27 protein-coding genes are annotated in these 24,473 nt (G+C 57.1%); 21 read left to right on the top strand and 6 right to left on the bottom strand.

Annotation, left to right across the window (positions count from 1 at the left end):
* The first annotated feature begins 233 nt into the window (after positions 1–233).
* From WJM78_RS17005 to WJM78_RS17065, 13 genes are all read left to right on the top strand, one after another.
* A complete protein-coding gene (locus tag WJM78_RS17005) occupies positions 234–776 on the top strand; it encodes a YtfJ family protein (protein WP_042037275.1) in 543 nt (180 codons plus the stop codon).
* 44 nt (positions 777–820) lie between these two features.
* Positions 821–1,111, top strand: a complete 291-nt coding sequence (locus tag WJM78_RS17010; RefSeq protein WP_084204657.1) for a hypothetical protein — start codon at positions 821–823, stop codon at positions 1,109–1,111.
* A 36-nt stretch (positions 1,112–1,147) separates the two neighbouring features.
* Positions 1,148–1,732 (top strand): DUF2796 domain-containing protein, encoded by a 585-nt coding sequence (locus WJM78_RS17015; protein WP_339010731.1) that lies wholly within the window; start codon positions 1,148–1,150, stop codon positions 1,730–1,732.
* Between the two features lie 4 nt (positions 1,733–1,736).
* A complete protein-coding gene (locus tag WJM78_RS17020) occupies positions 1,737–2,426 on the top strand; it encodes an ABC transporter ATP-binding protein (protein WP_042037280.1) in 690 nt (229 codons plus the stop codon).
* Positions 2,427–2,502: 76 nt separating this feature from the next.
* Positions 2,503–3,750, top strand: coding sequence for an ABC transporter permease (locus tag WJM78_RS17025; RefSeq protein WP_339010735.1), 1,248 nt, complete (start codon positions 2,503–2,505; stop codon positions 3,748–3,750).
* Positions 3,751–3,781: 31 nt separating this feature from the next.
* The gene (locus WJM78_RS17030) at positions 3,782–4,258 is read left to right on the top strand and encodes a DUF3299 domain-containing protein (RefSeq protein WP_339010736.1); all 477 of its coding nucleotides are present in this window, start codon (positions 3,782–3,784) and stop codon (positions 4,256–4,258) included.
* A gap of 200 nt (positions 4,259–4,458) precedes the next feature.
* The gene (locus WJM78_RS17035) at positions 4,459–5,319 is read left to right on the top strand and encodes a TIGR03899 family protein (protein ID WP_339010738.1); all 861 of its coding nucleotides are present in this window, start codon (positions 4,459–4,461) and stop codon (positions 5,317–5,319) included.
* Between the two features lie 643 nt (positions 5,320–5,962).
* On the top strand, positions 5,963–6,394 hold the full coding sequence (locus tag WJM78_RS17040) for a nuclear transport factor 2 family protein (protein WP_339010740.1): 432 nt from the start codon (positions 5,963–5,965) through the stop codon (positions 6,392–6,394).
* A gap of 342 nt (positions 6,395–6,736) precedes the next feature.
* Positions 6,737–7,279: a hypothetical protein gene (locus WJM78_RS17045; RefSeq protein WP_339010742.1), complete on the top strand. Its 543-nt coding sequence runs from the start codon at positions 6,737–6,739 to the stop codon at positions 7,277–7,279.
* Between the two features lie 81 nt (positions 7,280–7,360).
* Entirely contained in the window at positions 7,361–7,675 is a 315-nt protein-coding gene (locus tag WJM78_RS17050; protein ID WP_339010744.1) for an alpha/beta hydrolase family protein, read from the top strand.
* A 1,817-nt stretch (positions 7,676–9,492) separates the two neighbouring features.
* Positions 9,493–10,227 carry a complement resistance protein TraT gene (gene traT, locus WJM78_RS17055; RefSeq protein ID WP_275930890.1) on the top strand — a complete coding sequence of 245 codons (735 nt, stop codon included), beginning with the start codon at positions 9,493–9,495 and terminating at the stop codon, positions 10,225–10,227.
* A gap of 555 nt (positions 10,228–10,782) precedes the next feature.
* Entirely contained in the window at positions 10,783–11,286 is a 504-nt protein-coding gene (locus WJM78_RS17060; protein WP_339010748.1) for a DinB family protein, read from the top strand.
* A gap of 113 nt (positions 11,287–11,399) precedes the next feature.
* A complete protein-coding gene (locus tag WJM78_RS17065; RefSeq protein WP_339010751.1) occupies positions 11,400–11,684 on the top strand; it encodes a hypothetical protein in 285 nt (94 codons plus the stop codon).
* Between the two features lie 76 nt (positions 11,685–11,760).
* Here the strand turns inward: WJM78_RS17065 and cysC are convergent, their stop codons facing one another.
* The 4 genes from cysC to cysG all read right to left on the bottom strand — a co-directional run bounded on the left by cysC (position 11,761) and on the right by cysG (position 16,453).
* Positions 11,761–12,354 (bottom strand): adenylyl-sulfate kinase, encoded by a 594-nt coding sequence (cysC, locus tag WJM78_RS17070; protein WP_339010753.1) that lies wholly within the window; start codon positions 12,352–12,354, stop codon positions 11,761–11,763.
* A 153-nt stretch (positions 12,355–12,507) separates the two neighbouring features.
* Positions 12,508–13,929 (bottom strand): sulfate adenylyltransferase subunit CysN, encoded by a 1,422-nt coding sequence (cysN, locus tag WJM78_RS17075; RefSeq protein ID WP_339010756.1) that lies wholly within the window; start codon positions 13,927–13,929, stop codon positions 12,508–12,510.
* 11 nt (positions 13,930–13,940) lie between these two features.
* Positions 13,941–14,909 carry a sulfate adenylyltransferase subunit CysD gene (gene cysD / locus WJM78_RS17080; RefSeq protein ID WP_339010757.1) on the bottom strand — a complete coding sequence of 323 codons (969 nt, stop codon included), beginning with the start codon at positions 14,907–14,909 and terminating at the stop codon, positions 13,941–13,943.
* Positions 14,910–15,004: 95 nt separating this feature from the next.
* Positions 15,005–16,453, bottom strand: a complete 1,449-nt coding sequence (gene cysG / locus WJM78_RS17085; RefSeq protein WP_339010758.1) for a siroheme synthase CysG — start codon at positions 16,451–16,453, stop codon at positions 15,005–15,007.
* A gap of 197 nt (positions 16,454–16,650) precedes the next feature.
* On the opposite strand from cysG, the gene WJM78_RS17090 reads away from it, so the two are divergent.
* Both WJM78_RS17090 and WJM78_RS17095 read left to right on the top strand, forming a co-directional pair.
* Positions 16,651–17,571: an SPFH domain-containing protein gene (locus WJM78_RS17090; protein WP_339010760.1), complete on the top strand. Its 921-nt coding sequence runs from the start codon at positions 16,651–16,653 to the stop codon at positions 17,569–17,571.
* Positions 17,568–18,023: an NfeD family protein gene (locus WJM78_RS17095; protein WP_212514544.1), complete on the top strand. Its 456-nt coding sequence runs from the start codon at positions 17,568–17,570 to the stop codon at positions 18,021–18,023. The genes WJM78_RS17090 and WJM78_RS17095 overlap by 4 nt, the downstream gene beginning before the upstream one ends.
* An 80-nt stretch (positions 18,024–18,103) precedes the next feature.
* On the opposite strand, the gene WJM78_RS17100 is transcribed toward WJM78_RS17095, so the two are convergent.
* Positions 18,104–18,514: a CBS domain-containing protein gene (locus WJM78_RS17100; RefSeq protein WP_042034197.1), complete on the bottom strand. Its 411-nt coding sequence runs from the start codon at positions 18,512–18,514 to the stop codon at positions 18,104–18,106.
* A gap of 153 nt (positions 18,515–18,667) precedes the next feature.
* Here WJM78_RS17100 and WJM78_RS17105 point away from each other — a divergent pair, with 153 nt between their 5' ends.
* The 3 genes from WJM78_RS17105 to WJM78_RS17115 are packed head-to-tail and all read left to right on the top strand — an operon-like array spanning position 18,668 to position 21,895.
* Positions 18,668–20,578, top strand: a complete 1,911-nt coding sequence (locus WJM78_RS17105; RefSeq protein ID WP_339010766.1) for an ABC transporter ATP-binding protein — start codon at positions 18,668–18,670, stop codon at positions 20,576–20,578.
* Positions 20,571–21,032 carry a DUF2390 domain-containing protein gene (locus tag WJM78_RS17110; RefSeq protein ID WP_339010768.1) on the top strand — a complete coding sequence of 154 codons (462 nt, stop codon included), beginning with the start codon at positions 20,571–20,573 and terminating at the stop codon, positions 21,030–21,032. The genes WJM78_RS17105 and WJM78_RS17110 overlap by 8 nt, the downstream gene beginning before the upstream one ends.
* Positions 21,026–21,895, top strand: coding sequence for a 23S rRNA (adenine(2030)-N(6))-methyltransferase RlmJ (locus WJM78_RS17115; RefSeq protein ID WP_339010770.1), 870 nt, complete (start codon positions 21,026–21,028; stop codon positions 21,893–21,895). Before WJM78_RS17110 ends, WJM78_RS17115 begins: the two co-directional genes overlap by 7 nt.
* A 117-nt stretch (positions 21,896–22,012) precedes the next feature.
* Here the strand turns inward: WJM78_RS17115 and WJM78_RS17120 are convergent, their stop codons facing one another.
* A complete protein-coding gene (locus WJM78_RS17120) occupies positions 22,013–22,219 on the bottom strand; it encodes a hypothetical protein (RefSeq protein WP_339010773.1) in 207 nt (68 codons plus the stop codon).
* Positions 22,220–22,410: 191 nt separating this feature from the next.
* Here WJM78_RS17120 and WJM78_RS17125 point away from each other — a divergent pair, with 191 nt between their 5' ends.
* From WJM78_RS17125 to WJM78_RS17135, 3 genes are all read left to right on the top strand, one after another.
* Positions 22,411–22,773, top strand: coding sequence for a DUF2061 domain-containing protein (locus WJM78_RS17125; protein WP_042034204.1), 363 nt, complete (start codon positions 22,411–22,413; stop codon positions 22,771–22,773).
* A gap of 203 nt (positions 22,774–22,976) precedes the next feature.
* On the top strand, positions 22,977–23,369 hold the full coding sequence (locus tag WJM78_RS17130; RefSeq protein WP_042034205.1) for an ACT domain-containing protein: 393 nt from the start codon (positions 22,977–22,979) through the stop codon (positions 23,367–23,369).
* Between the two features lie 72 nt (positions 23,370–23,441).
* The gene (locus WJM78_RS17135) at positions 23,442–24,365 is read left to right on the top strand and encodes a 5'-nucleotidase, lipoprotein e(P4) family (protein WP_339010776.1); all 924 of its coding nucleotides are present in this window, start codon (positions 23,442–23,444) and stop codon (positions 24,363–24,365) included.
* Positions 24,366–24,473 lie beyond the last annotated feature (108 nt).

Consider the following 24,473-nt stretch of genomic DNA (forward strand, 5'->3'; position numbering starts at 1 on the left):
CGGTTCAACTGAAGCGCACTCCTCAAACCAGTTGATAACGAATTGATTTTTATCGACTGCATGCCATCCTAGCCGCCTTTGCCAGCCGCTTTCTGCACTGGCGGGCAGCCCGCGCGGCTCACTCGCGAGCTTATTTAACACTTTTTAAACAGATCCGATCAGTTTAGGATGAGTTCTGCCCCATTCCCTCAAGTGAAAAATCGTTATAACATAACAAAAGGAGTGTCATCAGGATGAAACATCTCGTACTTACTCTGGCGCTGCTGCCAACACTGGTCATGGCTCACAATATCAAGGAGTCTGCCCAGGTACCGCTGGTCAACATCAGCGACAAGGGTGAGCTGGTACTGCAAGAAAAAGAGGTCAGCTACCAACCCTGGCAAAGCAAGGTACTGACTGGCAAAGTCTTTCTGATCCAGCACATCGCGGGTCGCTCCAGTGCCAAAGAGCTTAACGCCCCCATGATCGAGGCGATCAAGGCGGCCAAGTTGCCCCACGACAAGTACCAGACAGTCACCATCATCAACAGCAATGACGCCATCTGGGGCACTTCCGGCTTTGTGAAGAGCAGTGCCGAAGACAGCAAGAAAGAGTTCCCTTGGTCCGCCATGGTGCTGGATGCCAAAGGCATGGCCCGCAACGCCTGGGATCTCGCGCCGGAAAGCTCGGCCATCATACTGCTGGATAAAGAGGGCAAGGTGCTGTTTGCCAAAGATGGCCAGCTCGATGCCAACAACATTGCTACCGTGATGGGGCTCATCCAGTCCCATCTCTGAATCAGAGAGAAGGGGCCCTGATGGCGCCCCTTTCATAAGGGTCTATGGGTCGTTTCAAGCTGAAAATCTGGTTGTTGCTGCTGGGCTGGTTGTGGTTGCAACCGGCGCTGGCACAACACCCGCTGGAAGCAGACCAGCCCGGTCATAGCCACACTTGCGTCCTTTGCGCCCTCCATCTCGATGGCAAGCTGGCACTGACGCCCAACTTGCCCACCCCAGTCCTGCATGTTGTCATCGGCAAGCACCTCGATACCGCCTTGCCCACAATCGATTCCACCCCTACAGGCCACTGCCGCATTCGTGCTCCGCCGCACTTTCATTGCTTCTCCCACTGAACATTTCTCTTATCAATGGTTTCAAAAGGATTAACGATGAAAGCAGTCACACTGTTACTGGCCGCAGCCGCCTTTGGCGTACAAGCAAATCACGACGAGCATGAGAGTCATGGGCACGGTGCCCACGAGCACGGCCACGGTCATCTCAACCTGGTGCTCGATGGCAACCAGCTGATGCTCGAGCTGCAGGCGCCCGCCGCCGATCTGGTGGGCTTCGAGCACGCGGCCAAGAGCGACGAGGAGAAGGCCCAATACGCCAAGGCCATGGCTCAGCTCAAGCAACCCGATGCCCTGTTTCGCTTCGACCCGTCCGCTGGCTGCAAACTGACCCAGCAGGAGCTCAATGCCGCCAAGGAAGAGCATGATCACGACCATGACCATGACCATGACCATAAAAAGGCTGGCAGCAATCATGATGACCACCACCATGATGATGCGGGTCACGCCGATGTGGGTGCCATGTACACCTATACCTGTGAGGCCCCGGCCAAACTGACCGGACTGGAAGCGACTCTGTTCAGCGTCTATCCGAGCCTGGAGAAGCTGAGCGTGCAGGGCATACTGCCCACCGGCCAGACTGCTGCCGAACTGACCCCGTCCGCCAACAAGCTGAGCTGGTAACACCATGAAAAAAGCCGTGGTTGAGATCCGCGATCTGGCCTTCGCCTGGCCGGATCACGAGCCTGTACTCGATCTGCCCGCCCTCACCATCAACGAGGGGGAACGGGTGTTTATCAAGGGGCCATCGGGCTCCGGCAAGTCGACCCTGCTTGGCTTGCTTGCCGGGATCCAGACCGCCAACCACGGCACCCTGGCAGTGCTGGGCCAGCCATTGGCCCAGCTATCCGGCCGTGCCCGTGACCACTTCCGGGCGGCCAATCTGGGTTATATCTTCCAGCAGTTCAATCTGCTGCCATTTTTATCGGTGCTGGACAACGTCACCGCCGCCCTCACCTTCTCGCCCGAGAAGCGGGCTCGCCTGCAGGGGAGCCCCGAACAGGAGGCGCGCCGCCTGCTGGCGGAGCTGCAACTGCCGGCCGAGGCGCTGCACAGACCCGTCCATGCCCTGAGCATAGGCCAGCAACAGCGGGTGGCCGCCGCACGGGCGCTGATAGGCTCGCCACCGCTGGTGATTGCCGATGAACCCACCTCGGCTCTCGATACCGACAACCGGTCCGCCTTCATCAAACTGCTGTTCGAGGAGTGTGATAAACAGGGGTCGACCCTTATCTTCGTCAGTCACGATCCCTACCTCGAGCCGCTCTTCCCGCGAGTGGAAAATCTGCAACTGCTCAACCGGAGGGCCATATGCTGAATCACAATAGCAGCGCTATCTACCGGGCCAGGCCCGCACCAATGGCTGCATCACAGCCACAAAACCGGAGGCCAGTATGCTAAAGCTCGCCCTGCAAAGTCTCTGGGCCCGCCGCCTCACCGCCGGGCTCACCCTGCTCGCCGTGGCCATCAGCGTCACCCTGCTGCTCGGGGTAGAGCGGGTGCGTACCCAGGCCCGCGAGAGTTTCTCCAATACCGTCTCGGGGACCGACCTTATCGTCGGTGCCCGCTCCGGCCAGGTGAACCTGCTGCTCTACTCGGTATTTCGCATCGGCAATCCCACCAACAACGTGGGGTGGGAGGCCTATCAGGCCATCAAGACAAAACCCGGCGTCGCCTGGACCATCCCCCTCTCCCTCGGTGATTCTCACAGGGGCTTTCGGGTGCTCGGCACCACTGGCGACTACTTCACCCACCTGAAGTACGGTCAGCAGCAATCGCTACAACTGCGGGAGGGGCGGCCGTTCGACACGCCATTCGAGGCGGTGCTCGGTGCCCAGGTGGCCGAGAAGCTCGGCTACCGGCTGGATCAGTCCATCGTCATCGCCCACGGCGCAGGCAGCACCTCGTTCAGCCAGCACGACAATCTGCCGTTCAGGGTGGTAGGGATCCTGGCACCGACCGGCACCCCCATAGACAGAACCATCCACGTGCCACTGGCCGGTATCGAGGCGATCCATCTGGGCTGGGACACGGGCCGGCACAGCAAGAACGTGACCGCAGAACAGGCGCTGGCGCAGGATCTGACACCCAAAACCATCACCGCCTTCATGGTGGGGCTGAGCAACCGCATCCTGGCATTCCAGCTGCAGCGCAGCGTCAACACCTACCGGGGTGAGCCGCTGATGGCGATCCTGCCGGGGGCAGCCCTGCAGGAGCTGTGGAGCCTGATGAGCGTGGCGGAAACGGCGCTGTCGGTGATCGCCGGCTTCGTGGTGGTGGCTGGCCTCATCGGCATGCTGACCACCCTGCTGGCGGGGCTCAACGAGCGGCGGCGCGAGCTGGCCATCTTGAGATCCCTGGGCGCTGGCCCCTCCCACCTGTTCCTGCTGCTGGCGCTGGAGGCGATGGCCCTCACCACGGTCGGCATCGCCCTCGGGGTGGCGGCACTCTATCTGGGACAGGGGCTTGCCACCCCCTGGCTACTCAGCCACTATGGCCTGCAATTAAGCGTGGGGCTGCCCAGCGCCTACGAGTGGCAGTTGCTGGGCATGGTGTGGCTGGCGGGCATGGTGATAGGCCTGCTCCCTGCCGCCCGCGCCTACCGCTACAGCCTGAGCGATGGCATGAGCATTCGCGTCTAGCGAGACGCCCAAAATAGGAACAGAAAGACAGATGATGAAGTGGAAAATAGTAGCGCTGCTGGCCAGCCTGCTGGTGCTGCCCGCCACGGCCGCCGATTACAAAACCATCGACTGGGATGTTCTGATCCCGGAAGGGGAAAGACTGCTGCCACCGCCCCAGGTCAATCACGAAGATCCCATGTCGGTACCGCAGCCGGTGGGCGGCGTGAACAAGAAGCTGGATCAGCAGAATGTGCGGATCCCGGGCTTCGTGGTACCGCTGGAGGGGGATGCCAAAAAGATCACCGCCTTCCTGCTGGTGCCCTACTTTGGCGCCTGCATCCATGTGCCGCCCCCGCCAACCAATCAGGTGATCTATGTGAGCTACCCCAAGGGTGCGCCGGTGGATGATCTGTGGGACGCCATCTGGGTAAAAGGCAAGATGCGCACTATCAGCTCCAGCCACGAAATGGCCACCGCTTCCTACTCCATGGAAGCGGTCGAAGTCAGCGTCTACGAAGAAGAGTAAGTCAGACCAGACACCATGATGCGCGCCAGCCCCGCCCCCCCCGGTGAGCGAACTGCGCATCCAGCAACAGTGGCCTTCGACCGGAGGCCATTTTTAATTCCCTTACCCGTCGAAACCGTGACCTGCCCCTGCTTGAGGGATTGCCCGCCATCCCGGTTGGAGTAACATTCAAGACTAGACCTTGCGATCACGGAGCCAGCATGGCTGACCTGCCCCCGCCCAAGAAAGAGAGTTCCATCCTGAGCAGCCAGGAGCAGACCCTGCGTCTGGCCCGCAGCCGTGGCATAGACGGCATGCTCACTCGCAACAGCGACAGCACCTTCGAACAGCGCGCCACCTTTCGCCATCTGGCGGATCAGGCCGCTCGCCAGCGCAATCTGGAAGCCATCATGGTGATGGCCTCCCGCCACTGCGAAGAGACGGCTGCCGGCGGCGAGATGGACAGCGACTGGCTGACCCGCTTCCTGCAACTGGCGGAAGACATCAGCATGGTGCCCATGCAGCAGCTGTGGGGGCGCATCTTCGCTATCGAGATCGCCACCCCTGGCCGTTTCTCCATTCGTGCCCTCACCACCCTCAAAGAGATGACCCAGCGCGAGGCCCTGCTATTCCAGCGGATCTGCGCCCTCGCCTGCCACTATGCGGGCAGCGATGAGCAGCGCCTGCTGCTGGGGCTGCACAAGGGGGCCAGCCTGCTCAGCCGCGCCAAGGTGACCCGCCTTGGCCTTGGCAAATACCGGCTGCCCTACAATGCCCTGTTGCAGCTGTTCGAGCTCGGCCTGCTGCACAAGGGAGAGCTCGAATCCGGCCCGCTGCCCGCCGATGGCGTCGAGCTGGAGTTCGGCAACCAGCGCTGGCGGCTGCAGCGCAAGCAGACCAACATCACCCTGCTCTACTACCGGCTGACCCCGGTGGGCAACGAGCTCGCCCAGCTGTTGCAGGAACCACCACTGGAGGAGTACCTGCAAGATCTGAAAACCGTGCTGATGCAGGGGCTGCAGATCGACGTGCAGCTGAGCGCCGCCGAACCAGCCACGACGGCGGGAGAACAGACCCCCTGACACCCCGGCAAGATGGGCCCGCCGGCCCATCTTCGCAACTCACCCCCTTGGCGCCCCCAAAGTTCCCTCCCCTCCCTTTCGCGATCGTCCGAATACGCTGCGCTATTCGAACCGACGACATTGTTGATTAATTTGTTGATCTTGCTCAGAAAACGGCCCGCTTGCGCTTTTAATAAAAGCTCCGTTCGGTAACATAGCCGCTTGGCAACCGTCTCATCAGAGTCAGCCATGAGCCAGCCCAAAGCATCATCGCAGGTAACAAGCAGCAGACTGGAGGCTGGAATTCAGGGGCGGTAGCCTGGTTTTTGTAGATTGGCGCAGAGCCTAGCGAAACCCAACAAGCGAGCATAATTACGCCAACCTGAGCGGGATATACATGGATGGGGCCGATCGGTAAAACAAATTTGCCGATACGTTTCGCGGTAAACGTTGGGCTTCACTTCGTGTAGGTTGGCGCAGAGCGCAGCGAAGCCCAACAGACGAGCATTCTCACCTCAACCAGAGCGGGATAAACATGGACTGGGCCGATCGGTAAAACAAATTTTCCGATACGTTTCGCAGTAAACGTTGGGCTTCACTGCGTTCAGCACCAACCTACGATTTTTAGCCAAACATACGAGATGATACGGACGTAGGAATAGTTATGGAACAAGACAATTTAGTTGAGCAGGTAGTTGAGTATTTCGAGAAAGTAGATATGGGTGATCCTAGTTATCTTGATCTATTCTCAGAGAATGTTGATTTTTTCTTTCCTAAATTTGGGCAGGCGAAAGGAAAGGATGCATTAGTTGAGTTTGGTAATAGAATTGGTAGCTCGCTCACAAGTATCTGGCACGACATAGACGGTTTTAAGATAACAACTGCTGGTAACATGGTAGTCGTTGAGGGGCAAGAGGGAGGTGTGATGAGCGATGGCACCTCTTGGCCGGACAATAATATATCTACTGGTCGTTTTTGTAGTGTATTTGAGTTTACTGGAAAACTAATAAGTCGTATGTATGTGTATGTAGACCCCGACTTTCCGAGTAGAGATTTGGAAAGGGTTACTGTGTTGTCAGGAAAAAGTAACGCATAACAAACTGTTCAAGTGTGATTCGCAACGCGTAGTGTTTTTATTGTGCGTTGCATTTTTTGTTTAAGCTGGTTTGCGGCGGTATCGATATTTCATTGCTCCCCCTTAACAGGGGGTTAGTTTTATCGGGCATGCGATAATCAAATTGGTGACTGTCCCGATTTTATTGGCGGTATTTTTTCACTGCGAAAAGGGTAGCGCAGCAAGAGGACATTTAGTGAGTATCTTCAGATACCATAAAATATGGTTCTTTGGGTTGTGCAAATAAGGATAATGCAAAACCCAGCGAAAGACTCAATGATCGGGTTAGTACAAACCTCCGTCTAGTCACTGTTAGGGAAAAAAATGAAAATTCGAGCCACATATTTAACTTTATTTTTTTTAATATTTTCTGTGAGCGCTAAAGATGTCATTACTCATACCGCTAGCAGGGCTGATGGCTCTCTCATATCATATTACTTGCTCCAGAATACTCATGACTCAGATACATTATTACTGATTCTTCATGGTTCGGATTGCAACAGTGTTTTAAAAATAGATTCGATATTTACCGCCTATAAAAATGTTTGGCCAGAAGCCGACATTTTATTAATTGAAAAATACGGCATTAACAAAGACCTCAAATACGACATAGCAACTGATCGAAAGGACTGCCCTGCTTATTACCTTAAAAAGGATAGCCCTGAGCAGCGAGTAGCTGACATTAAGGTTGTTCTTGACATAGTACGAAAAGATAGCAAATACAATAAGTTTATAGTATTGGGAGGCAGTGAGGGGGCAGTCATTGCTCACTTGGTTGCAGCAAACGTTGACGATATAGATGCAACGATTTCCTTTAATGGTGGTGGTCGCTGGTTCATTGATGACGTGTTAGACAATATCGCTTAAAAGTATGAAAACCTCGAAGAGGCAAAAGAAAACATCAATAATTTTAAAGGGTTTGCCGAACATGTACTTAACAGCAAACCATTGGATATTCAAGCAAGCGGACATGGCTATCATTGGTGGTATCAGGTGCTCTCCATCGATCAGCTTGATACCCTGCAAAACGTAAAATCCCCTTTGTTGATCGTTCAGGGAGGGAGAGATACCTCTGTATCACCTCAAAAAACAGATGAAATGATAAAACATCTTAAAGACCTCGGGAAAGAAAATATTGAGTATCAACGTTACGACGAACTTGATCACGGACTGAACAATATTAGCGGAGAAAGCAAACGTAAAGAGGTCATCAGTAATATGAACCTGTGGCTAAGGTCGAAACTTGGTAACCCCAACAGATAAACGTAGCGTCAGCTGATTGAGATGTATCTGCTCGGGTTGGCAAGTCCCCCTGAGCAGTTTATCCACCCACTGCGCAGATGCGCCGTGGGCATTGGTACGCCCCATTAACGGTCAATGTTCACTCAATTTATTGATCTGGTACGAGAAATGACCAATTCCCTCTTCCCTGTAAGGCTCCGTTCAGTAACATCTTGGTTCGGTAACCATCCTATAGGAGTCAGCCATGAGCCAGGCCAGAGCAATATCACAGGTAACAAGCGGTAGGCTGGAGGCTGAAATTCAGGGGCGGTAGCGTGGTTTTGTAGGTTGGCGCAGAGCGTAGCGAAGCCCAACAGATGAGCATGATCACCTCAACCAGAGCGGAATAAACATGGGTTGGGTCGATCGGTAAAACAAATTTGCAGATACGTTTCGCGGTAAACGTTGGGTTTCACTTCGTGTAGGTTGGCGCAGAGCGTAGCGAAGCCCAACAGATGAGCATTATCACCTCAACCAGAGCGGAATAAACATGGATTGGGTCGATCGGTAAAAAAAATTTGCAGATACGTTTCGCGGTAAACGTTGGGCTTCACTTCGTTCAGCACCACCCTACGATTTTTAGCCCAACATACGAGATGCCACGACGGCGGGAGAACAGACCCTCTGATGCCCCGGCAAGATGGGCCCGCCGGCCCATCTTCGCAACTCACCCCCTTGGCACCCCCAAAGTTCCCTCCCCTCCCTTTCGCGATCGTCCGAATACGCTGCGCTATTCGAACCTACGACATTGTTGATTAATTTGTTGATCTTGCTCAGAAAACGGCCTGCTTGCGCTTTTAATTAAAGCTCCGTTTGGTAACACACCCGATTGACAACCGTCTCGTCGGAGTCAGCCATGAGCCAGACCAGAGCAACACCACAGGTAACAAGCAGCAGACTGGAGGCTGAAATTCAGGGGCGGTAGCGTGGTTTTTGTAGGTTGGCGCAGAGCGTAGCGAAGCCCAACAGATGAGCATGATCACCTCAACCAGAGCGGAATAAACATGGGTTGGGTCGATCGGTAAAACAAATTTGCAGATACGTTTCGCGGTAAACGTTGGGCTTCACTTCGTTCAGCACCAACCTACGATTTTTAGCCCAACATACGAGATGCAGATCGACGTGCAGCTGAGCGCCGCCGAACCGGCCACGACGGCGGGAGAACAGACCCTCTGATGCCCCGGCAAGATGGGCCCGCCGGCCCATCTTCGCAACTCACCCCCTTGGCACCCCCAAAGTTCCCTCCCCTCCCTTTCGCGATCGTCCGAATACGCTGCGCTATTCGAACCTACGACATTGTTGATTAATTTGTTGATCTTGCTCAGAAAACGGCCTGCTTGCGCTTTTAATTAAAGCTCCGCTTGGTAACATACCCGATTGACAACCATCTCGTCGGAGTCAGCCATGAGCCAGACCAGAGCAACACCACAGGTAACAAGCAGCAGACTGGAAGCTGGAATTCAGGGGCGGTAGCGTGGTTTTTGTAGGTTGGCGCAAAGCGTAGCGAAGCCCAACAGACGAGCATGATCACATCAACCAGAGTGGGATAAACATGGATTGGGCCGATCGGTAAAACAAATTTGCAGATACGTTTCGCGGTAAACGTTGGGCTTCACTGCGTTCAGCACCAACCTACGATTTTTAGCCCAACATACGAGATATTTAATTGCCATTGTCAATTTTGGGCGATATGACCTCGCCCTGTTGAGCTCTGCCATCCAACAATGGCGGGGAAGTGCGGATGTGAACGCCTCACTCCATAAACCATAAGTCTTTACCAAAAGAAGAAGAGAATAACGATGATGAAAAAAACAGTTCTGGCAGTGGTTACTGTCGCTATATTCGGTCTGTCTGGATGCTCCGCAGTGCATACAGCAGTCACCAAACGTAACCTCGATGTCCAGACCAAGATGTCCGAGACCATCTTCCTTGAACCGACCGCTGAGCGGACCGTCTACCTGCAACTGCGCAACACCAGCACTGAACAGAGCGTGGCCGTTGAACCAAAATTGCGCCAAGCACTACAAAACAAAGGGATGGTCATTTCCAGCAACCCAGATACCGCCCAATACTGGATCCAGGCAAATGTCCTTTCCGTGGGGAAAATGGACCTGCGTGATTCCCAAAACGCCCTGCTTTCCGGTTATGGGGCAGGTGCGGTCGGGGCTGCTGCCGCTGCTGGCGCAGTCGCCTATAACAGCTCCTCCAACGGTGCAGCCCTCGGCGCAGGACTGGTCGGCGCATTGGCGGGGGTTGCCGCCGATGCCATGATTGAAGACACCAACTACACCATGATTACGGACTTGCAGATCGCAGAAAAAGCTCTCACAGGGGTTACCGTGACCACCGACAATGTCGCCATGCTCAAGCAAGGGTCATCTGGTGGCAAGGTCCAGACAAGCACTGAGCAAGGTTCCCGTCACAAATATCAAACCCGTATTGTGAGCAATGCTAACCAAGTTAACCTTGATTTCAAAGATGCAAGGCCAGTCCTTGAAGATCAGTTGGCAAACTCCCTGGCTGGTCTCTTTTAAAGGGAATTAAACATTAAACAATGAAAAAAGAATGGGGGAGAGTATTATCTCCCTCTTTTTTGAGGTAACAAACAGTGAGTTTAAATACCCGTAATGTCACCCAAGGGGGGACAAGTTTAATTCATGCGCCTTCGCATGCTTTTGCAAATACACAACATGATTTCCTATTGGCTCATTCTTTTTTTTGTGCTCTTACCACCTCCATAATTTTACTAAGAATGAGCACTCACAATATTATCAATGGCATTATTTACTAGTATACGGCAGCTATTTAAACTTTGCATGACCTTATGGTAAGCAAGCCATCTTGCACCATCAATTACTCTGGCAGGAAACTCACTCACACATCAAGTCAGAGCATTATCACATCAACCAGAGCGGGATAAATATGGATTGGGTCGATCGGTAAAACAAATTTTAAGATACGTTTCGCGGTAAACGTTGGGCTTCACTTCGTTCAGCACCAACCTACGATTTTTAGCCCAACATACGAGATCACTTTACCACAAATTAGCTCCACTACGTTTTTCCCCTGAGCGCGGCGTTAGGTATCAAATGGAAACTTCACTACTACACAAGGCACTTGAGTACAAATGCTGGGCCGATAGAAGAACGTTGGATGTGGTGGGAACCATTGATCCAGTCCAAGGCGCGGCATCACTTGCGTTTGCTCGTCAGCAGCTCAATCACATGGTCAGGGTCGAGGAGAATTTCAGGGCTAGACTCCAATCGACACCTGAGCCGCACCCCTCGACAAATACAGACCTAGTACCTTCGCTCCAAGAACTCGACCAACGACTGACGGTGTCAAATGAGTGGTTGGCAGCCTATGCCTCGCACCTGCGAACCGATCAGGCTCACCAGACACTGAGCTTTACCTTTGTCGATGGCTTTCGGGGATCTATGACACCAACCGAGATTCTGTTTCATATCGTCAATCATGGAACATACCACCGTGGGGCTATCGGCCATGCACTCGATCTGGCGGCCGCGATGAGACCCGCCGATACCTACACAGTGTTTATTCACCAACTCGAGCCGCACCGTCGTGATGCCTAACCCTGAGCTCAACTGGAATGCCGCCTTCGGGCCTCATTTCATTCTGGCTCTGCGGCGTCCGGCCGTGGCGGTTCGGTTAGCTCAAACCTTAGGTTTATGAGGACAATATCAAGATGAACATGATTTCCTATTGGAAAGACTATAAAGAAATACATGTTGATGATGGCTTAAAGCTAATCATTGGCTGGTATGATCACAAGAACCAATATAATGGTGGCGAAAAATCACTTGGTGTTCACTGGGGGGATTACCCTCAATCTAGGGGCATATTAAGCCCATGTGTGATACCTGAAGCAACACGTAGCGCTATTCTATCTGGTTTACTACATCAGGCAGTAACGAATGGAGCAAGAGAGCAAATAGCCTCTATTACTGAATCTATCGAGTTCTTTAACTGAGGAGCATCATTGGAAAGAAATAAATAAGGGGGCAAACGCCCCCTTGTTTATCAATATTCTGTTCGCACAATAAACCTCAGTCGATCAACCCACGCAGCCTTAACGCAGTCAGCAGCTCATCCACCAACGCTGCCACTGGCTTGCCAGCATTCAGCAGATGGATTTCCGGCTGCTCCGGCGCCTCATAGGCGGAGTCGATACCGGTAAAGTTGCGGATCTCCCCTGCCCGCGCCTTTTTGTAGAGCCCCTTGGGGTCGCGCTCTTCACAGATGGCGAGCGGCGCATCGACAAAGACTTCGACAAACTCGTCAGGCCCCAAGAGGTTGCGCACCAGCTCCCGCTCGGCGCGAAATGGCGAGATAAAGGCGGTGAGCACAATCAAGCCCGCATCCACCATCAGTTTTGCCACCTCGCCGACCCGGCGGATATTCTCCTGACGGGCGGCATCGTCGAAACCGAGATCGCCGCACAGGCCGTGGCGCACATTGTCCCCATCCAGCAGATAGGTGTGTTTGCCCTCGGCCGCCAGCGCCTGTTCCAGCGCCCCCGCCAGGGTCGATTTACCCGCCCCCGACAACCCGGTAAACCAGATCACCAGCGGCTTCTGCCCTTTGAGCCCGGCCCGGCTTGCCTTGTTCACCGCATGCTGGTGCCACACAACGTTATTCATCCAGACTCCTTCTCTACCGCTCAATCCCTCACCCTGGCCCTCCCCCCACAGGAGAGGGCCTATCAAGCCCCGCCTCCCTCTCTTTTATTTGGCGGGAGCAGGGCTGGGGATAAGGGGAATTCCTCCGCGCTCGCGGGGGAAGGGAATGACGACCTACGCCTTGTCGCTGCCGATAGCCAGCGCCTGCCAGTGGGGGAAGTGCTTGCGTACCAAGGCGTTTAACTCGATCTCGAACTCGCTGTATTGCCCTTTTGCCACTTTCGCGGCCAAGCCTTCCACTATCATGCCCGCCCCGACGGTGACGTTGCTCAGCCGGTCGATCAGGATAAAGCTGCCGGTGTCGCGGATATCCGTATACGGGTCAAACGCCACCGGATCGGTCAGGCTCACTTCGCACAGGCCAATCTCGTTGAGCTTGAGCTCGCTTGCGGGCAGCTCGTCCAACTTGTTGATCTCGATGCGATGGCGGATGGCCTCCACCTGACCGCGGGTCTTTTTGGTGGCCAGCTTGATGTCATAGACCCGGCCCGATTGCAGGGACTCCTCCCCCATCCAGACGATGTGGGCCAGCACGTTCTGGGTCACCAGCGGTTTTCTGGCGGCATCCACCAGCAGATCGCCGCGACTGATGTCGATCTCGTCGGCAAAGGTGACAGTGATGGCCTGACCCGGCAGGGCGTATTCCAGATCCCCGTCGAAGGTAACGATACGGGTCACGGTGCTCTCTTTGCCGGAGGGCAACACCACCAGCTTGTCGCCGACCCGCAAAATACCGGCCGCGAGCGTGCCCGCGAAGCCGCGAAAATCGAGGTTGGGGCGGTTCACATACTGCACCGGCAGGCGCACCGGATGGCGCTCCAGCTCCCGTTCCACTTCCGCAGATTCCAGCAGTGCAAGCAGGGTTTCGCCCTGATACCAGGCCAGCTTGTCGCTCGGGTTGACCACGTTGTCACCGTCCAGCGCCGAGACCGGTACTATATGGATGGTGTCGACGCTGAGCTTCTTGGCAAACTCGCGATAATCGGCACTGATGCGATCGAACACCTCCTGGCTGAACTCCACCAGATCCATCTTGTTGACCGCCACCACGAACTGCTTGATGCCCAAGAGGCTCGCAATAAAGCTGTGGCGACGGGTCTGATCCAGCACCCCTTTGCGGGCATCAATCAGGATGATGGCGAGATCGCAAGTGGAGGCGCCGGTCGCCATGTTGCGGGTGTACTGCTCGTGGCCCGGGGTATCCGAGATGATAAATTTGCGCTTGGCGGTAGAAAAATAGCGGTAGGCCACGTCTATGGTGATGCCCTGCTCGCGCTCGGCTTGCAGGCCATCCACCAGCAGCGCCAGATCCAGCTTCTCGCCGGTGGTGCCAAGTTTCTGGCTGTCGGACTCCAGCGCTTTGAGCTGATCTTCATAGATCTGCTGGGAGTCGTGCAACAACCGGCCTATGAGGGTGCTCTTGCCGTCATCCACGCTGCCGCAGGTGAGAAAACGCAGCAGACTCTTGTGTTGCTGGGCGTGCAGGTAGGCTTCAATGCCCTGTTCGCTGATGGCGGTCTGAATATGGTTGTTCATGTTGCGATTCCTTAGAAATATCCCTGACGCTTCTTCTGCTCCATGGAGCCTGCCTGATCGTGGTCAATCAGCCGCCCTTGCCGCTCGCTCGAGGTGGTGAGCAGCATCTCTTCGATGATCTCCGGCAGCGTGGTGGCATCGGATTCGATGGCCCCGGTCAGCGGGTAGCAGCCGAGGGTACGGAAGCGCACCAGCTCCTGCTTCACGTCATCTTCAGGGCCGATGGGCATGCGCTCGTCATCCACCATGATCTTGATGCCGTTGCGCTCAACAACCGGACGGTGAGCGGCGAAGTAGAGCGGCACTATGTCGATGTTTTCCAGATAGATGTATTGCCAGATGTCGAGCTCGGTCCAGTTGGAGAGCGGGAACACCCGGATGCTCTCCCCCTTGTTGACCTGGCTGTTGTAGACGCGCCACAGCTCGGGCCGCTGGTTTTTTGGATCCCAGCGGTGAGACTTGTCACGGAAGGAGTAGACCCGCTCCTTGGCGCGGGACTTCTCCTCGTCGCGACGGGCACCGCCAAAGGCGGCATCGAAGCCGTGCTGGTTGAGCGCCTGCTTGAGCCCTTCGGTCTTCATAATGTCGGTGTGCTTGCCGCTGCCGTGCACGAAGGGGTTGATGCCCATGGCGAGGCCATCCGGGTTCTTGTGGACGATGAGATCCAGCCCGTACTTTTTGGCTGTCTCATCGCGAAACCTGATCATCTCCTTGAACTTCCAGTCGGTGTCGACGTGCAGCAAGGGGAAGGGGATCTTGCCCGGATAGAAGGCCTTGCGGGCCAAATGCAGCATGACGGAGGAGTCCTTGCCGATGGAGTACATCATCACCGGGTTTTCAAATTCGGCAGCCACCTCGCGGATGATATGGATGCTCTCGGCTTCCAGCTGCTGAAGGTGAGTCAATCGTTCACGGGAGATACCTGCTGGGGTCTTCTCCACATCAGGTTGCTGCAAGTGAGTCACTCTTTCACGGTCCATGTTGGTCCTCGGGTCATTGCTAACGCGCATGGTCAGGGCGCTGGGTGGTTCAGTGCGCGGCCGCGCTGGCAGCCGCATCAAATAGGTCTTTGCTCTCAGGCCAGCTGCACCAGCTTGAGGTCGCAGCCATCGAGATCCGGGTTATCACGCTGCTGCTCGCCACTCTTTTCCCCGCTTTTTTCTCCAAACCAGGCGAGCCGCTCGCGCAGTGCCACTACCTCGCCGATGACGATGAGCGACGGGCTCACGGCCTGCTGGGCCAGCACAGCCAACTCAGCCAGGGTGCCGGTCAGCACACGCTGACGGGCCGTGGTGCCCCGCTCTATGATGGCGATGGGGGTCGTGCTGCGGCGGCCGTGGCTCACCAGCTGCTGCTGAATGTGCTCGGATCGCATCAGCCCCATGTAGACGACCAGGGTCTGGTTGGTGGTGGCGAGCTGCTGCCAGTCGGGCTCCTTGCCATCGCTCTGGCAATGGCCCGTGATGAAGACGGCGCTCTGGGCGTGGTCGCGGTGGGTCAGCGGGATACCGGCATAGGCGGTGGCGCCAGCGGCGGCCGTGATGCCGGGCACCACAGAGAAGGGGATCCCCTCTGCCGCCAGCACTTCCAGCTCCTCGCCGCCCCGGCCAAACATAAAGGGATCGCCCCCCTTGAGCCGCACCACCCGATTACCCGCGCGGGCATGCTCCACCAGCAGGCGATTGGTCTCCTCCTGCGGCACGCTGTGGGCACCGGCCTTCTTGCCGACCGAGACCAGGGTGGCATCGCGGCGCACCAGATCCAGGATCTCGGCGGAGACCAGCTGGTCATACAGCACCACTTCCGCCTGCTGAATTTGTTGCAGCGCCTTGAGGGTCAGCAAGCCAGGATCGCCGGGCCCCGCACCGACCAGCACCACCTCACCCACCTCGCTCTTGGCCTGATCCAGACCGTCGTTCAGCCAGCGCTCGGCACTCTGCCAATCCTGCTTTTCGATGAGGCCAGCCAGGGTATTGGAGGCAAACGCCCGCTCCCAGAAACGGCGACGATCGGAAATGGATGAGAGCACCCGCTTGGCCTTGTCGCGCACCCGGCCGGAGAGTTCGGTGAGCCCCCCCAGATGGCGGGGCAGCAGGCTCTCCAGCCGCTCGCGCAGCAGGCGTACCAGCACCGGTGCCTTGCCACCGCTGGAGATGGCGACCATCAGGGGAGATCGGTCGATGATGGAGGGAAAGATGAAGCTGGAACGCTTGGGATCATCCACCACATTGACGAACAGACCGCGCTGATTGGCGCTCTGATAAACGAGGGCGTTGACCTCGAGATCGTCGGTGGCGGCCACCACCAGGATCTGACCGGTCAGATGGGCCGGCGTAAAACGCTCGACCAGATGAGTGAAGCGACCGGTAAAAGCGGTGAATTCGGGGTCAATCTCGGGGGAGACCAGGGTCAGCCTTGCGCCTGCGGCCAGCAGCAGACGTGCTTTGCGCAGGGCGACCTCGCCCCCGCCTACCAGCAACACGGGGCGGCCTTCCAACCTGGCAAACATAGGTAAATAATCCATTTCGGCCCATCCCTTGGAACACGACTAATATAGGGCGACTATAGGCAGGGCTGCTTATCCCTCAAAATAATAAAAAATGCTTTTTAATGCGTTTTAGTAATTAGCAAAGCAGTATGATGACGAAGGCGAACGAACATCCTTGTGGTGCTCGACGCTAGGCCATAGGCTAGTGAATGTGTTTCATAAGGAGCTTAATAATGAACGAGTCATTGATTGTGACGGGGATCTTCGTGTTCCTGGTGATCATCACCCTGAGTGCCGGGATCAAGATAATACCGCAGGGCTACAACTGGACAGTGGAGCGCTTCGGTCGCTACACCCGTACCCTTTCCCCCGGTCTCAACCTGCTGATCCCCTATGTGGACAGGATCGGCCACAGAATCATTATGATGGAACAGGTGCTGGACATACCGGCGCAGGAGGTAATCTCCCGCGACAACGCCAACGTCACCATAGACGCCATCAGCTTCATACAGGTGGTGGATGCCCGCAAAGCGGCCTATGAGGTCAACGATCTCACCAGCGCCATCCGCAATCTCTCCATGACCAACATGCGGACCGTGCTCGGCGCCATGGAGCTGGACGAAATGCTCTCCCAGCGTGACACCATCAACGAGAAACTGCTGCGCACCATGGATGCGGCCACCGCCCCCTGGGGCATCAAGGTGACCCGGATCGAGATCAGGGATGTGCGTCCGCCGGTGTCACTGGTAGAAGCCATGAACGCCCAGATGAAGGCCGAGCGCCAGAAACGGGCCGAGGTACTGGAAGCCGAAGGGGTGCGCCAGTCCAAGATCCTCAAGGCCGAAGGCGAGAAACAGTCCCAGATCCTCAAGGCTGAGGGTGAGCGTCAGGCCGCCTTCCTCGCCGCCGAAGCGCGGGAGCGGGCCGCCGAGGCGGAAGCCAAGGCAACTCACATGGTTTCCCAGGCCATCGCCGAGGGGGATATGCAGGCCATCAACTACTTCGTTGCCCAGAAATACACGGAAGCGCTGGCCCGCATCGGTGAAGGCCCCAACAGCAAGATCATCATGATGCCGCTCGAAGCAGGCAGCCTGATTGGCTCGGTAGCTGGCATGGCCGAGCTGTTCAGGGACGGCAAGAGTAGCAAGTCATGACAGCCCTGCTCGCGGAGCTGACCCACTGGCACTGGCTGGGACTCGGTTTCGTGCTGCTGGCCATCGAAGTGCTGAGCTCGGTGGGTTTCCTGCTCTGGACCGGCATAGCCGCGGTGGAAGTCGGCTTGATCCTGCTGCTTTGGCCCTTCGGCTGGCAAGCGCAGCTGATGCTGTTTGCGGTGCAATCCCTGCTCACCACCTGGGTCTGGTGGCGCTGGCAGCATCGGCTGGACAGCTCGGGTCAGGATGCCGCCAGCCCTATCAATGAGCGGATGCAGAGCTATCTGGGCCGTGAGTTGACCCTGCTGGATGATGTGGTGCAGGGAACAAGCCGGGTGCGTCTGGATGACACCGTCTGGACGGTGCGCAGCGAGGTTCCGCTCACCGCGGGCAGTCGGGTCAAGGTGGTGGGGGCGGATTCCCACATTCTATTGGTGGAACAATTGCCCTGACTCGGGCCAACCATCACCACTTGATGACACAACAAAGGGCTCCGCGGAGCCCTTTTTCATGGGGTGGCACAGGCCAAAGACTAGAAAGCGTCAGCGTCGAGGGCGGTGCGCAGCAGATCCTTCCAGCTGATGATGCCGACCAGGGCGCCATTTTCCAGCACTGGCAGGCAGGATACATTCTTCTCCAGCATGATTTTCACACCGTCGCGCACCGGCAGATGGGGGGCTATGGTGACGGGATGGCGGCTCATGATCTGATGGGCCCGCTTGGTGAGGGTTTCAGTGTCACGGCTCATCTCGGCTTCGGAGTCGAGATAGGGGCTGATGGCACGGAACAGATCCCGGTCCGAGATGACCCCCACCAGCTCCTCCTCTTCCAGCACCAGCAGGTGGCGGAAGTGGGCCTGCTCGAAGATATCCTTGATGACAGTGAGTCTGTCATCCATGGAAACGGTAGCGACCCGGGTCGTCATTATGTCTCTGATAAGCATGCTAACCTCCCCAACCCTGACTGATTTCTCTGTTATGGCATGTTTTTGCCCCCCCAGCCAGTGGGAGCCCCCCACCTCAAGTGCAAATCTGCGCCATTTCACGTAAGATCCGCGCCAGTTTTTCTCCTCCATTTGAGCAAGCAGACCCCATCCATGATAGTTGCCAGTCAAATCGAACTGATCCGCGGCGGCCGCAAGCTGCTGGACAACGCCTCCGCCACCATTCACCCGGGCCACAAGGTGGGCCTGGTGGGTAAAAATGGCTGTGGCAAGTCCACCTTTTTTGCACTGGTACGGGGCGAGCTGGCCATCGACAGCGGCAGCTTCAGCCTGCCTGCCGGCTGGCAGATCGCTGGCGTCGCCCAGGAGACGCCGGCCCTTGACTGCTCGGCGCTCGAGTACGTGATCGACGGCGACAAGGAGTTCCGCTCGCTGGAGGCCCAGCTGGCCCAGGCCGAGTTGGATGACAACGGCCTGCTGGTGGCCGAGCTGCACGGCAAACTCGACACCATAGGCGCCTACAGCATTCGGGCCCGCGCCGCCGAGCTGCTGCACGGTCTGGGTTTCAGCGACGAGCAACTGGGCTCGCCGGTGCGCAGCTTCTCCGGTGGCTGGCGCATGCGCCTGAACCTCGCCCAGGCGCTACTCTGCCGCTCCGATCTGCTGCTGCTCGATGAACCGACCAACCACCTGGATCTCGATGCAGTGATCTGGCTGGAGAAGTGGCTCAAGGGCTATCAGGGCACGCTCGTCCTTATCTCTCACGACCGCGACTTCCTCGATTCGGTCATCAGCCGCATCATCCACATCGAGAACGGCAAGCTCAACGAATACACCGGCGGCTACTCCGACTTCGAACTGCAGCGCTCCGAACAGCTGGCCCAGCAGCAGTCCATGTACGAGAAGCAGCAGCGGGAGGTATCCCACATGCAGGCCTATGTGGACCGCTTCCGCTACAAGGCCTCCAAGGCCCGTCAGGCACAGAGTCGCCTGAAAGCAATGGAGCGGATGGAGAAGCTGCTGCCTGCCCACGCCGACTCCGAGTTCAGCTTCGAGTTTCGCGAGCCGTCAGCCCTGCCGACCCCGCTCATCGCCATGGAAAATCTGTGCGCCGGTTACGGCGACAAGGTGATCCTGGAGAAGATCAAACTCAACCTGGTACCGGGTTCACGCATCGGCCTGCTCGGTCGCAACGGCGCCGGCAAGTCCACCTTCATCAAGATGCTGTCGGGCACCAATCCGCCCCTGTCAGGCAAGCTGGAGGTGAGCGCCGGGGTCAGCATAGGCTACTTCGCCCAGCATCAGCTGGAGACCCTGCGCCTCGACGACACGCCCCTCGATCACCTGGCCCGCCTCGCGCCGGACAAATCCGAGCAGGAGCTGCGCAACTACCTGGGCAGCTTCGGCTTCCACGGTGACAAGGCCCTCGACAAGGTGGCCCCCTTCTCCGGCGGCGAGAAGGCGCGGCTGGTGCTGGCCCTCGTCACCTGGCAAAAGCCCAACCTCTTGCTGCTGGATGAACCGACCAACCACCTGGATCTGGAGATGCGCCACGCCCTGACCATGGCACTGCAAGGCTTCGAAGGGGCCATGGTGGTGGTGTCGCACGACCGTCACCTGCTGCGTACCACCACCGATGATTTCTATCTGGTGCACGGCGGCCGGGTCGAAGCCTTCGATGGCGATCTGGATGACTACCACAAGTGGCTCGGCGAGCAGGAAAAAGAGGCCAACGCCAAGCCAAGCGATGGCGTCATCTCCGCCAACTCGGCGCTGGCGCGCAAGGATCAGAAGCGGCGCGAGGCTGAGTTCCGGCAAGCGACCCGCCCCCTGCGCCAGAAGCTGGAGAAGCTCGAAGCCAGCATGGAAAAACTGCAGACCCGGCTGGCCGCGGTGGAAGAGCAACTGGCCGATCCCGCCATCTACGAAGAGAGCGCCAAGAACAAGCTCTCCGAACTGCTCAAGTCCCAGGGCCCCATCAAGGAGGAGCTGGAAGGGGTGGAGCTGGAGTGGATGAGCCTCTCAGAGGAGCTGGAAACCATGGAGCAGGCCTTCTTTGCGTGACGAACAGCTGATGACGACCGAGCAGGTCGCCGTGCACGAACTGCCGACGCCGCTGGGCTTCTGGCACTGGAGCGGCAAGGTCTATGGCGAGCGCAACCAGGACTGGCTAACCGTGCAGGCGCAGGGCGGCAACGTCAATCTGGCGCTGTTGTTGCACCGGCTCGATCAACTCGGCATCGTGGTCGATCTCACCGATCTGCAACCTGCGCTGGTGCAGACTGAAGCGGTCCTGACCCCCTGGCGTACCCTGCGCCAGAGCGCCAAGTCGCGGCTGGATGAGGAAGAGTATCAGGCCATGCTGGCCCACGAGCTGGAGCTGGAACGGCTGCAGCAGGGGGTCCTGCTGCAGACCTTGCGCAGCCTCACCCTGTTGCGGGGCAAGAGCCACAATTTGTTGAACTATCTATCGTTACTGGGTGCCCAGCAGGGCCCCCTTAGAGATCTAATATGCTGAGTTATCGCCACGCCTTTCACGCCGGCAACCACGCCGACGTCCTGAAACACACCGTTCAGGCCCTGATCATCGAGTCCCTCAAGAAGAAGGAGAAGCCCTTCATCGTGCTGGACACCCATGCCGGTGGCGGTCTCTACGACCTGCGCGGCGACTGGTCCCAGAAGAAGGCAGAATATGCAGACGGCATCGGCCGGCTGTGGGATGAGCGGGCCCAGTGGTCTGCCATGGCCCCCTATCTGGGCGTCATCGAGGAGATGAACCCCGCTCAAGAAGGAAACAGCGGCGCGCTGCACTACTACCCGGGCTCGCCGGAGCTGTCACGCCGCCTCGCCCGCGAGCAAGACAAGCTGGCGCTGATGGAGCTGCACAACAACGAGGTGGAAGACCTGCGCGCCAACATGGGTTACGACCCCCGCGTCGCCGTTCACCATCGCGATGGCTTCGAAGGGCTGGTGGCCCTGTTGCCACCGACTCCACGCCGCGGGCTGGTGCTGATCGACCCGCCCTACGAGCTGAAGGAAGACTACTTCGCCGTGGTCGATACCCTGAAAAAGGCACAGAAACGCTGGGCCACCGGCATCTATGCGCTCTGGTATCCCATCCTGGGTCAAGAGGCGGACAAATCCCGCGACATGCTCAAGGCGATCAAACGAGAGAACTTCGGTAACGTGCTGGTGGCCGAGCTGGAAGTGGCAGGCCAGACTGCCGACTGGGGCATGAACGGCTCCGGCATGCTGATCATCAGCCCCCCCTGGATGCTGGCCGAGCAGATCGAAGCCTTCCTCAAACCGCTGTGTGCCAAGCTGGCACAGGGTGCAGGCGCCCAGTACAAGGTGGAATGGCTCAACAAGGCCGAGGGTTAATCCCGTGCCCGCGCGGCGACCACCGAGTTGAAACGCAAAAGCCCCATCACGGGGCTTTTTCTATTGGGGTGCCTGTTTGTGCGGCGGCCTGAACCTGTGCGCCAACCGCTGCGCCCCCTATAAGCGGGCGGGCAGATCCTGTTTCAGCGCAACCAGCAACAGGGCCAGCAGGCCAAAGGGCGGGAACAGACAGAGCAGTGAGCAGATAAGGGTGACCAGCGCCGGATGCTCGCTCTTGCGGCGCGCCAGTCGCCAGGCGATGAGGCCGACGATGACCATCAGCAACGCAATAAACTGGCCAAGCAGGGTGGCATTGATATTCATGAAAGATCCTTTTTCATGGGCAAGCGTGAAGAACCTGTACTTTATCGACTTGGCTGCGATTGGCAACCGCTGAACCGCACCGGCCACTCGCCCGTTGATAGGTTCTCTCTATTTCGGCAATAGATGAGAATAGTTTTCATTTAATCTCATTTCGGCGGATACTCTCATCATCACCAGAGGGAGCCGCCATCATGAAAAAGACCATCAGCTTTGCCGCCCTGCACTTCATCGTGGCCTTTACCCTGGCTTACCTGCTGACCGGTGAGCTGCTTACCGCCAGCCTGATCGCGCTGATCGAGCCCGCCGTCAACACAGTCGCCTTCTACTTTCACGACCTCGGCTGGCACAAGTTCAAACCCGAGCACAGCCTGCAGGCCAAGACCAGCAGCTTCGCACTGGTCCACTTCAGTGTCGCCTTCGGGGTTGCCTTCCTGCTGAGCGGCGAGCTGCTCACCGGCGGCGTGATGGCGACGATCGAGCCTGCCATCAACACAGTCATCTTCTTCTTTCACGAGCGGCTGTGGCGTAGCCGCCAGCCACTGGCGCTGGCCTGATCCTCTTGCTGCCGCCAGCCTTACAACCGGGCTGGCGACACGCGCCCACTGAGCAAAAAACAGCCCCCGCTTCACATCCCGCACACTGGCGGCGAAACTGCAACGCTTATCAAGAAAACCCATAGCCCATTAGCACAAGTGGTTACTTTTTCCGCCAACGGGTGTGGCAGACTAGCCTGCCGTCACCGTCAGCAGGAGCAAACATGAAAGGTGAAACCGATCTTGCCACCTTGTTAAAAGGAGCCAGTCCCGTTCTCAATCCTGGAGAATATGTCTTCTGTACCCTTGCCACGCCAAGCCAGACCTTGCTGGCCAGTGCTGTCGCCACGATCAAGGAGCAGGAGGGACATACTCTGGTATTACCCAAAGCATTGGCGGAGCAACAGGGTCTTGAATTTGCCTATGTGGCCGCCTGGATTACTCTCACGGTTCACTCCGATTTAGCCGCTGTGGGGTTGACGGCAGCCTTTGCCAGCGCCCTGGCACGACATCAAATCAGCTGCAACGTGATGGCCGGTTATTATCATGACCATATTTTCGTGGCGCATCAGCACGGAGCCAAGGCGGTTGCCGTATTAAACAGACTCGCCACCTAATAGATCATCCCCCCCTGCCTGGCAGCCCTGACAATATGGGCTTGGGGCTGACGTAGCACCTATGGCACTCTGGTGACTTTCAAACACCATTGGGCGGTGGTCTCCTATCGCTTACCTTCTCGACTGAACAACATGGAGTATGTTCTCATGCCTTTATTCACCAAAACCCTGACAACTGTCGCGCTGCTAGGCGCCATGGCGGGGGCACACGCCCAGCCTCTTCCCGCGACCAACCACGACGCCCCGACAGGCAATGGCACCAACAATCTATTGATCGCGGCAGTGGCCTGGAAACAAACGGCAGCCGAATATCAAGCCCTCTACCATCAGGGGTATAATCTGGCCCGGATGCAGCTGGAAAAAGCCCTCGAGGAACACAAACCGGGTGACAAGCCCCTTGCGGTGATCACTGATCTGGATGACACCATTTTTCTGCCGCTGCCTTATTGGGGCTACCTGATCAACAACAATAAAGACTTCTTTGATGATCCGGTTTGGGATGCCTGGCTCCCCAAAAACCAGATGGTAGTGGCACCCGGCGCATTGGCGTTTTTTAAATTCGCAGCGAGCAAAGGGGTGGAAGTGTTTTATGTCAGCTCTCGGGATCAAGGAGATAAAACGCAAGAAATAGGGGTCAACCAGGTGCGACTAGCCGGCCTGCCCTTTGCGGATGACCAGCATGTCACCCTGCTGCGCGACTCATCCAATAAAGAGACTCGCCAGGATGAAATCGCGCAAGCCTTCAACGTTGTGCTCTACCTGGGCGATAACCTCAATGACTTTCGCCGCAAATACTACAGCCAGGATGTGGAAGAGCGCTTGACGCAGATGGAAGCAGACAAGGCGTTGTACGGCACTCGCTACATACTGTTTCCCAATCCGACAGACGGCCACTGGCTGCGCGCCATCTTCGGCGATAGCGAACCTCAGCCCAACGATAGCAACCGCGCGCGCTTCAAAGAGGCCGCAACCCGCAACGCCTGGGATGGTCGCTAATCCTGCGTCACCTCACTTTGCACCATCCGCCCCTGAATCACTGATGGGTGCCAACAAGATGGGGTCGCTGCGCAGATAACCCCGTCTCTCGCACCAAGAGAGCAGGCT

This window comes from Aeromonas popoffii (assembly GCF_037818705.1).
In the GTDB taxonomy this organism is placed as follows: Bacteria; Pseudomonadota; Gammaproteobacteria; order Enterobacterales; family Aeromonadaceae; genus Aeromonas; species Aeromonas popoffii.

Coding starts and splice junctions, on each gene's coding strand:
- WJM78_RS17125 (WP_042034204.1), top strand. CDS start 22,411: ATGAAAAAGACCATCAGCTTTGCCGCCCTGCACTTCATCGTGGCCTTT.
- WJM78_RS17115 (WP_339010770.1), top strand. CDS start 21,026: ATGCTGAGTTATCGCCACGCCTTTCACGCCGGCAACCACGCCGACGTC.
- WJM78_RS17120 (WP_339010773.1), bottom strand. CDS start 22,219: ATGAATATCAATGCCACCCTGCTTGGCCAGTTTATTGCGTTGCTGATG.
- WJM78_RS17045 (WP_339010742.1), top strand. CDS start 6,737: ATGAAAATTCGAGCCACATATTTAACTTTATTTTTTTTAATATTTTCT.
- WJM78_RS17090 (WP_339010760.1), top strand. CDS start 16,651: ATGAACGAGTCATTGATTGTGACGGGGATCTTCGTGTTCCTGGTGATC.
- WJM78_RS17065 (WP_339010751.1), top strand. CDS start 11,400: ATGAACATGATTTCCTATTGGAAAGACTATAAAGAAATACATGTTGAT.
- cysN (WP_339010756.1), bottom strand. CDS start 13,929: ATGAACAACCATATTCAGACCGCCATCAGCGAACAGGGCATTGAAGCC.
- cysG (WP_339010758.1), bottom strand. CDS start 16,453: ATGGATTATTTACCTATGTTTGCCAGGTTGGAAGGCCGCCCCGTGTTG.
- WJM78_RS17015 (WP_339010731.1), top strand. CDS start 1,148: ATGAAAGCAGTCACACTGTTACTGGCCGCAGCCGCCTTTGGCGTACAA.
- WJM78_RS17025 (WP_339010735.1), top strand. CDS start 2,503: ATGCTAAAGCTCGCCCTGCAAAGTCTCTGGGCCCGCCGCCTCACCGCC.
- WJM78_RS17005 (WP_042037275.1), top strand. CDS start 234: ATGAAACATCTCGTACTTACTCTGGCGCTGCTGCCAACACTGGTCATG.
- WJM78_RS17020 (WP_042037280.1), top strand. CDS start 1,737: ATGAAAAAAGCCGTGGTTGAGATCCGCGATCTGGCCTTCGCCTGGCCG.
- WJM78_RS17100 (WP_042034197.1), bottom strand. CDS start 18,514: ATGCTTATCAGAGACATAATGACGACCCGGGTCGCTACCGTTTCCATG.
- WJM78_RS17095 (WP_212514544.1), top strand. CDS start 17,568: ATGACAGCCCTGCTCGCGGAGCTGACCCACTGGCACTGGCTGGGACTC.
- WJM78_RS17130 (WP_042034205.1), top strand. CDS start 22,977: ATGAAAGGTGAAACCGATCTTGCCACCTTGTTAAAAGGAGCCAGTCCC.
- WJM78_RS17030 (WP_339010736.1), top strand. CDS start 3,782: ATGATGAAGTGGAAAATAGTAGCGCTGCTGGCCAGCCTGCTGGTGCTG.
- WJM78_RS17040 (WP_339010740.1), top strand. CDS start 5,963: ATGGAACAAGACAATTTAGTTGAGCAGGTAGTTGAGTATTTCGAGAAA.
- WJM78_RS17060 (WP_339010748.1), top strand. CDS start 10,783: ATGGAAACTTCACTACTACACAAGGCACTTGAGTACAAATGCTGGGCC.
- cysC (WP_339010753.1), bottom strand. CDS start 12,354: ATGAATAACGTTGTGTGGCACCAGCATGCGGTGAACAAGGCAAGCCGG.
- WJM78_RS17105 (WP_339010766.1), top strand. CDS start 18,668: ATGATAGTTGCCAGTCAAATCGAACTGATCCGCGGCGGCCGCAAGCTG.
- WJM78_RS17010 (WP_084204657.1), top strand. CDS start 821: ATGGGTCGTTTCAAGCTGAAAATCTGGTTGTTGCTGCTGGGCTGGTTG.
- cysD (WP_339010757.1), bottom strand. CDS start 14,909: ATGGACCGTGAAAGAGTGACTCACTTGCAGCAACCTGATGTGGAGAAG.
- WJM78_RS17035 (WP_339010738.1), top strand. CDS start 4,459: ATGGCTGACCTGCCCCCGCCCAAGAAAGAGAGTTCCATCCTGAGCAGC.
- traT (WP_275930890.1), top strand. CDS start 9,493: ATGATGAAAAAAACAGTTCTGGCAGTGGTTACTGTCGCTATATTCGGT.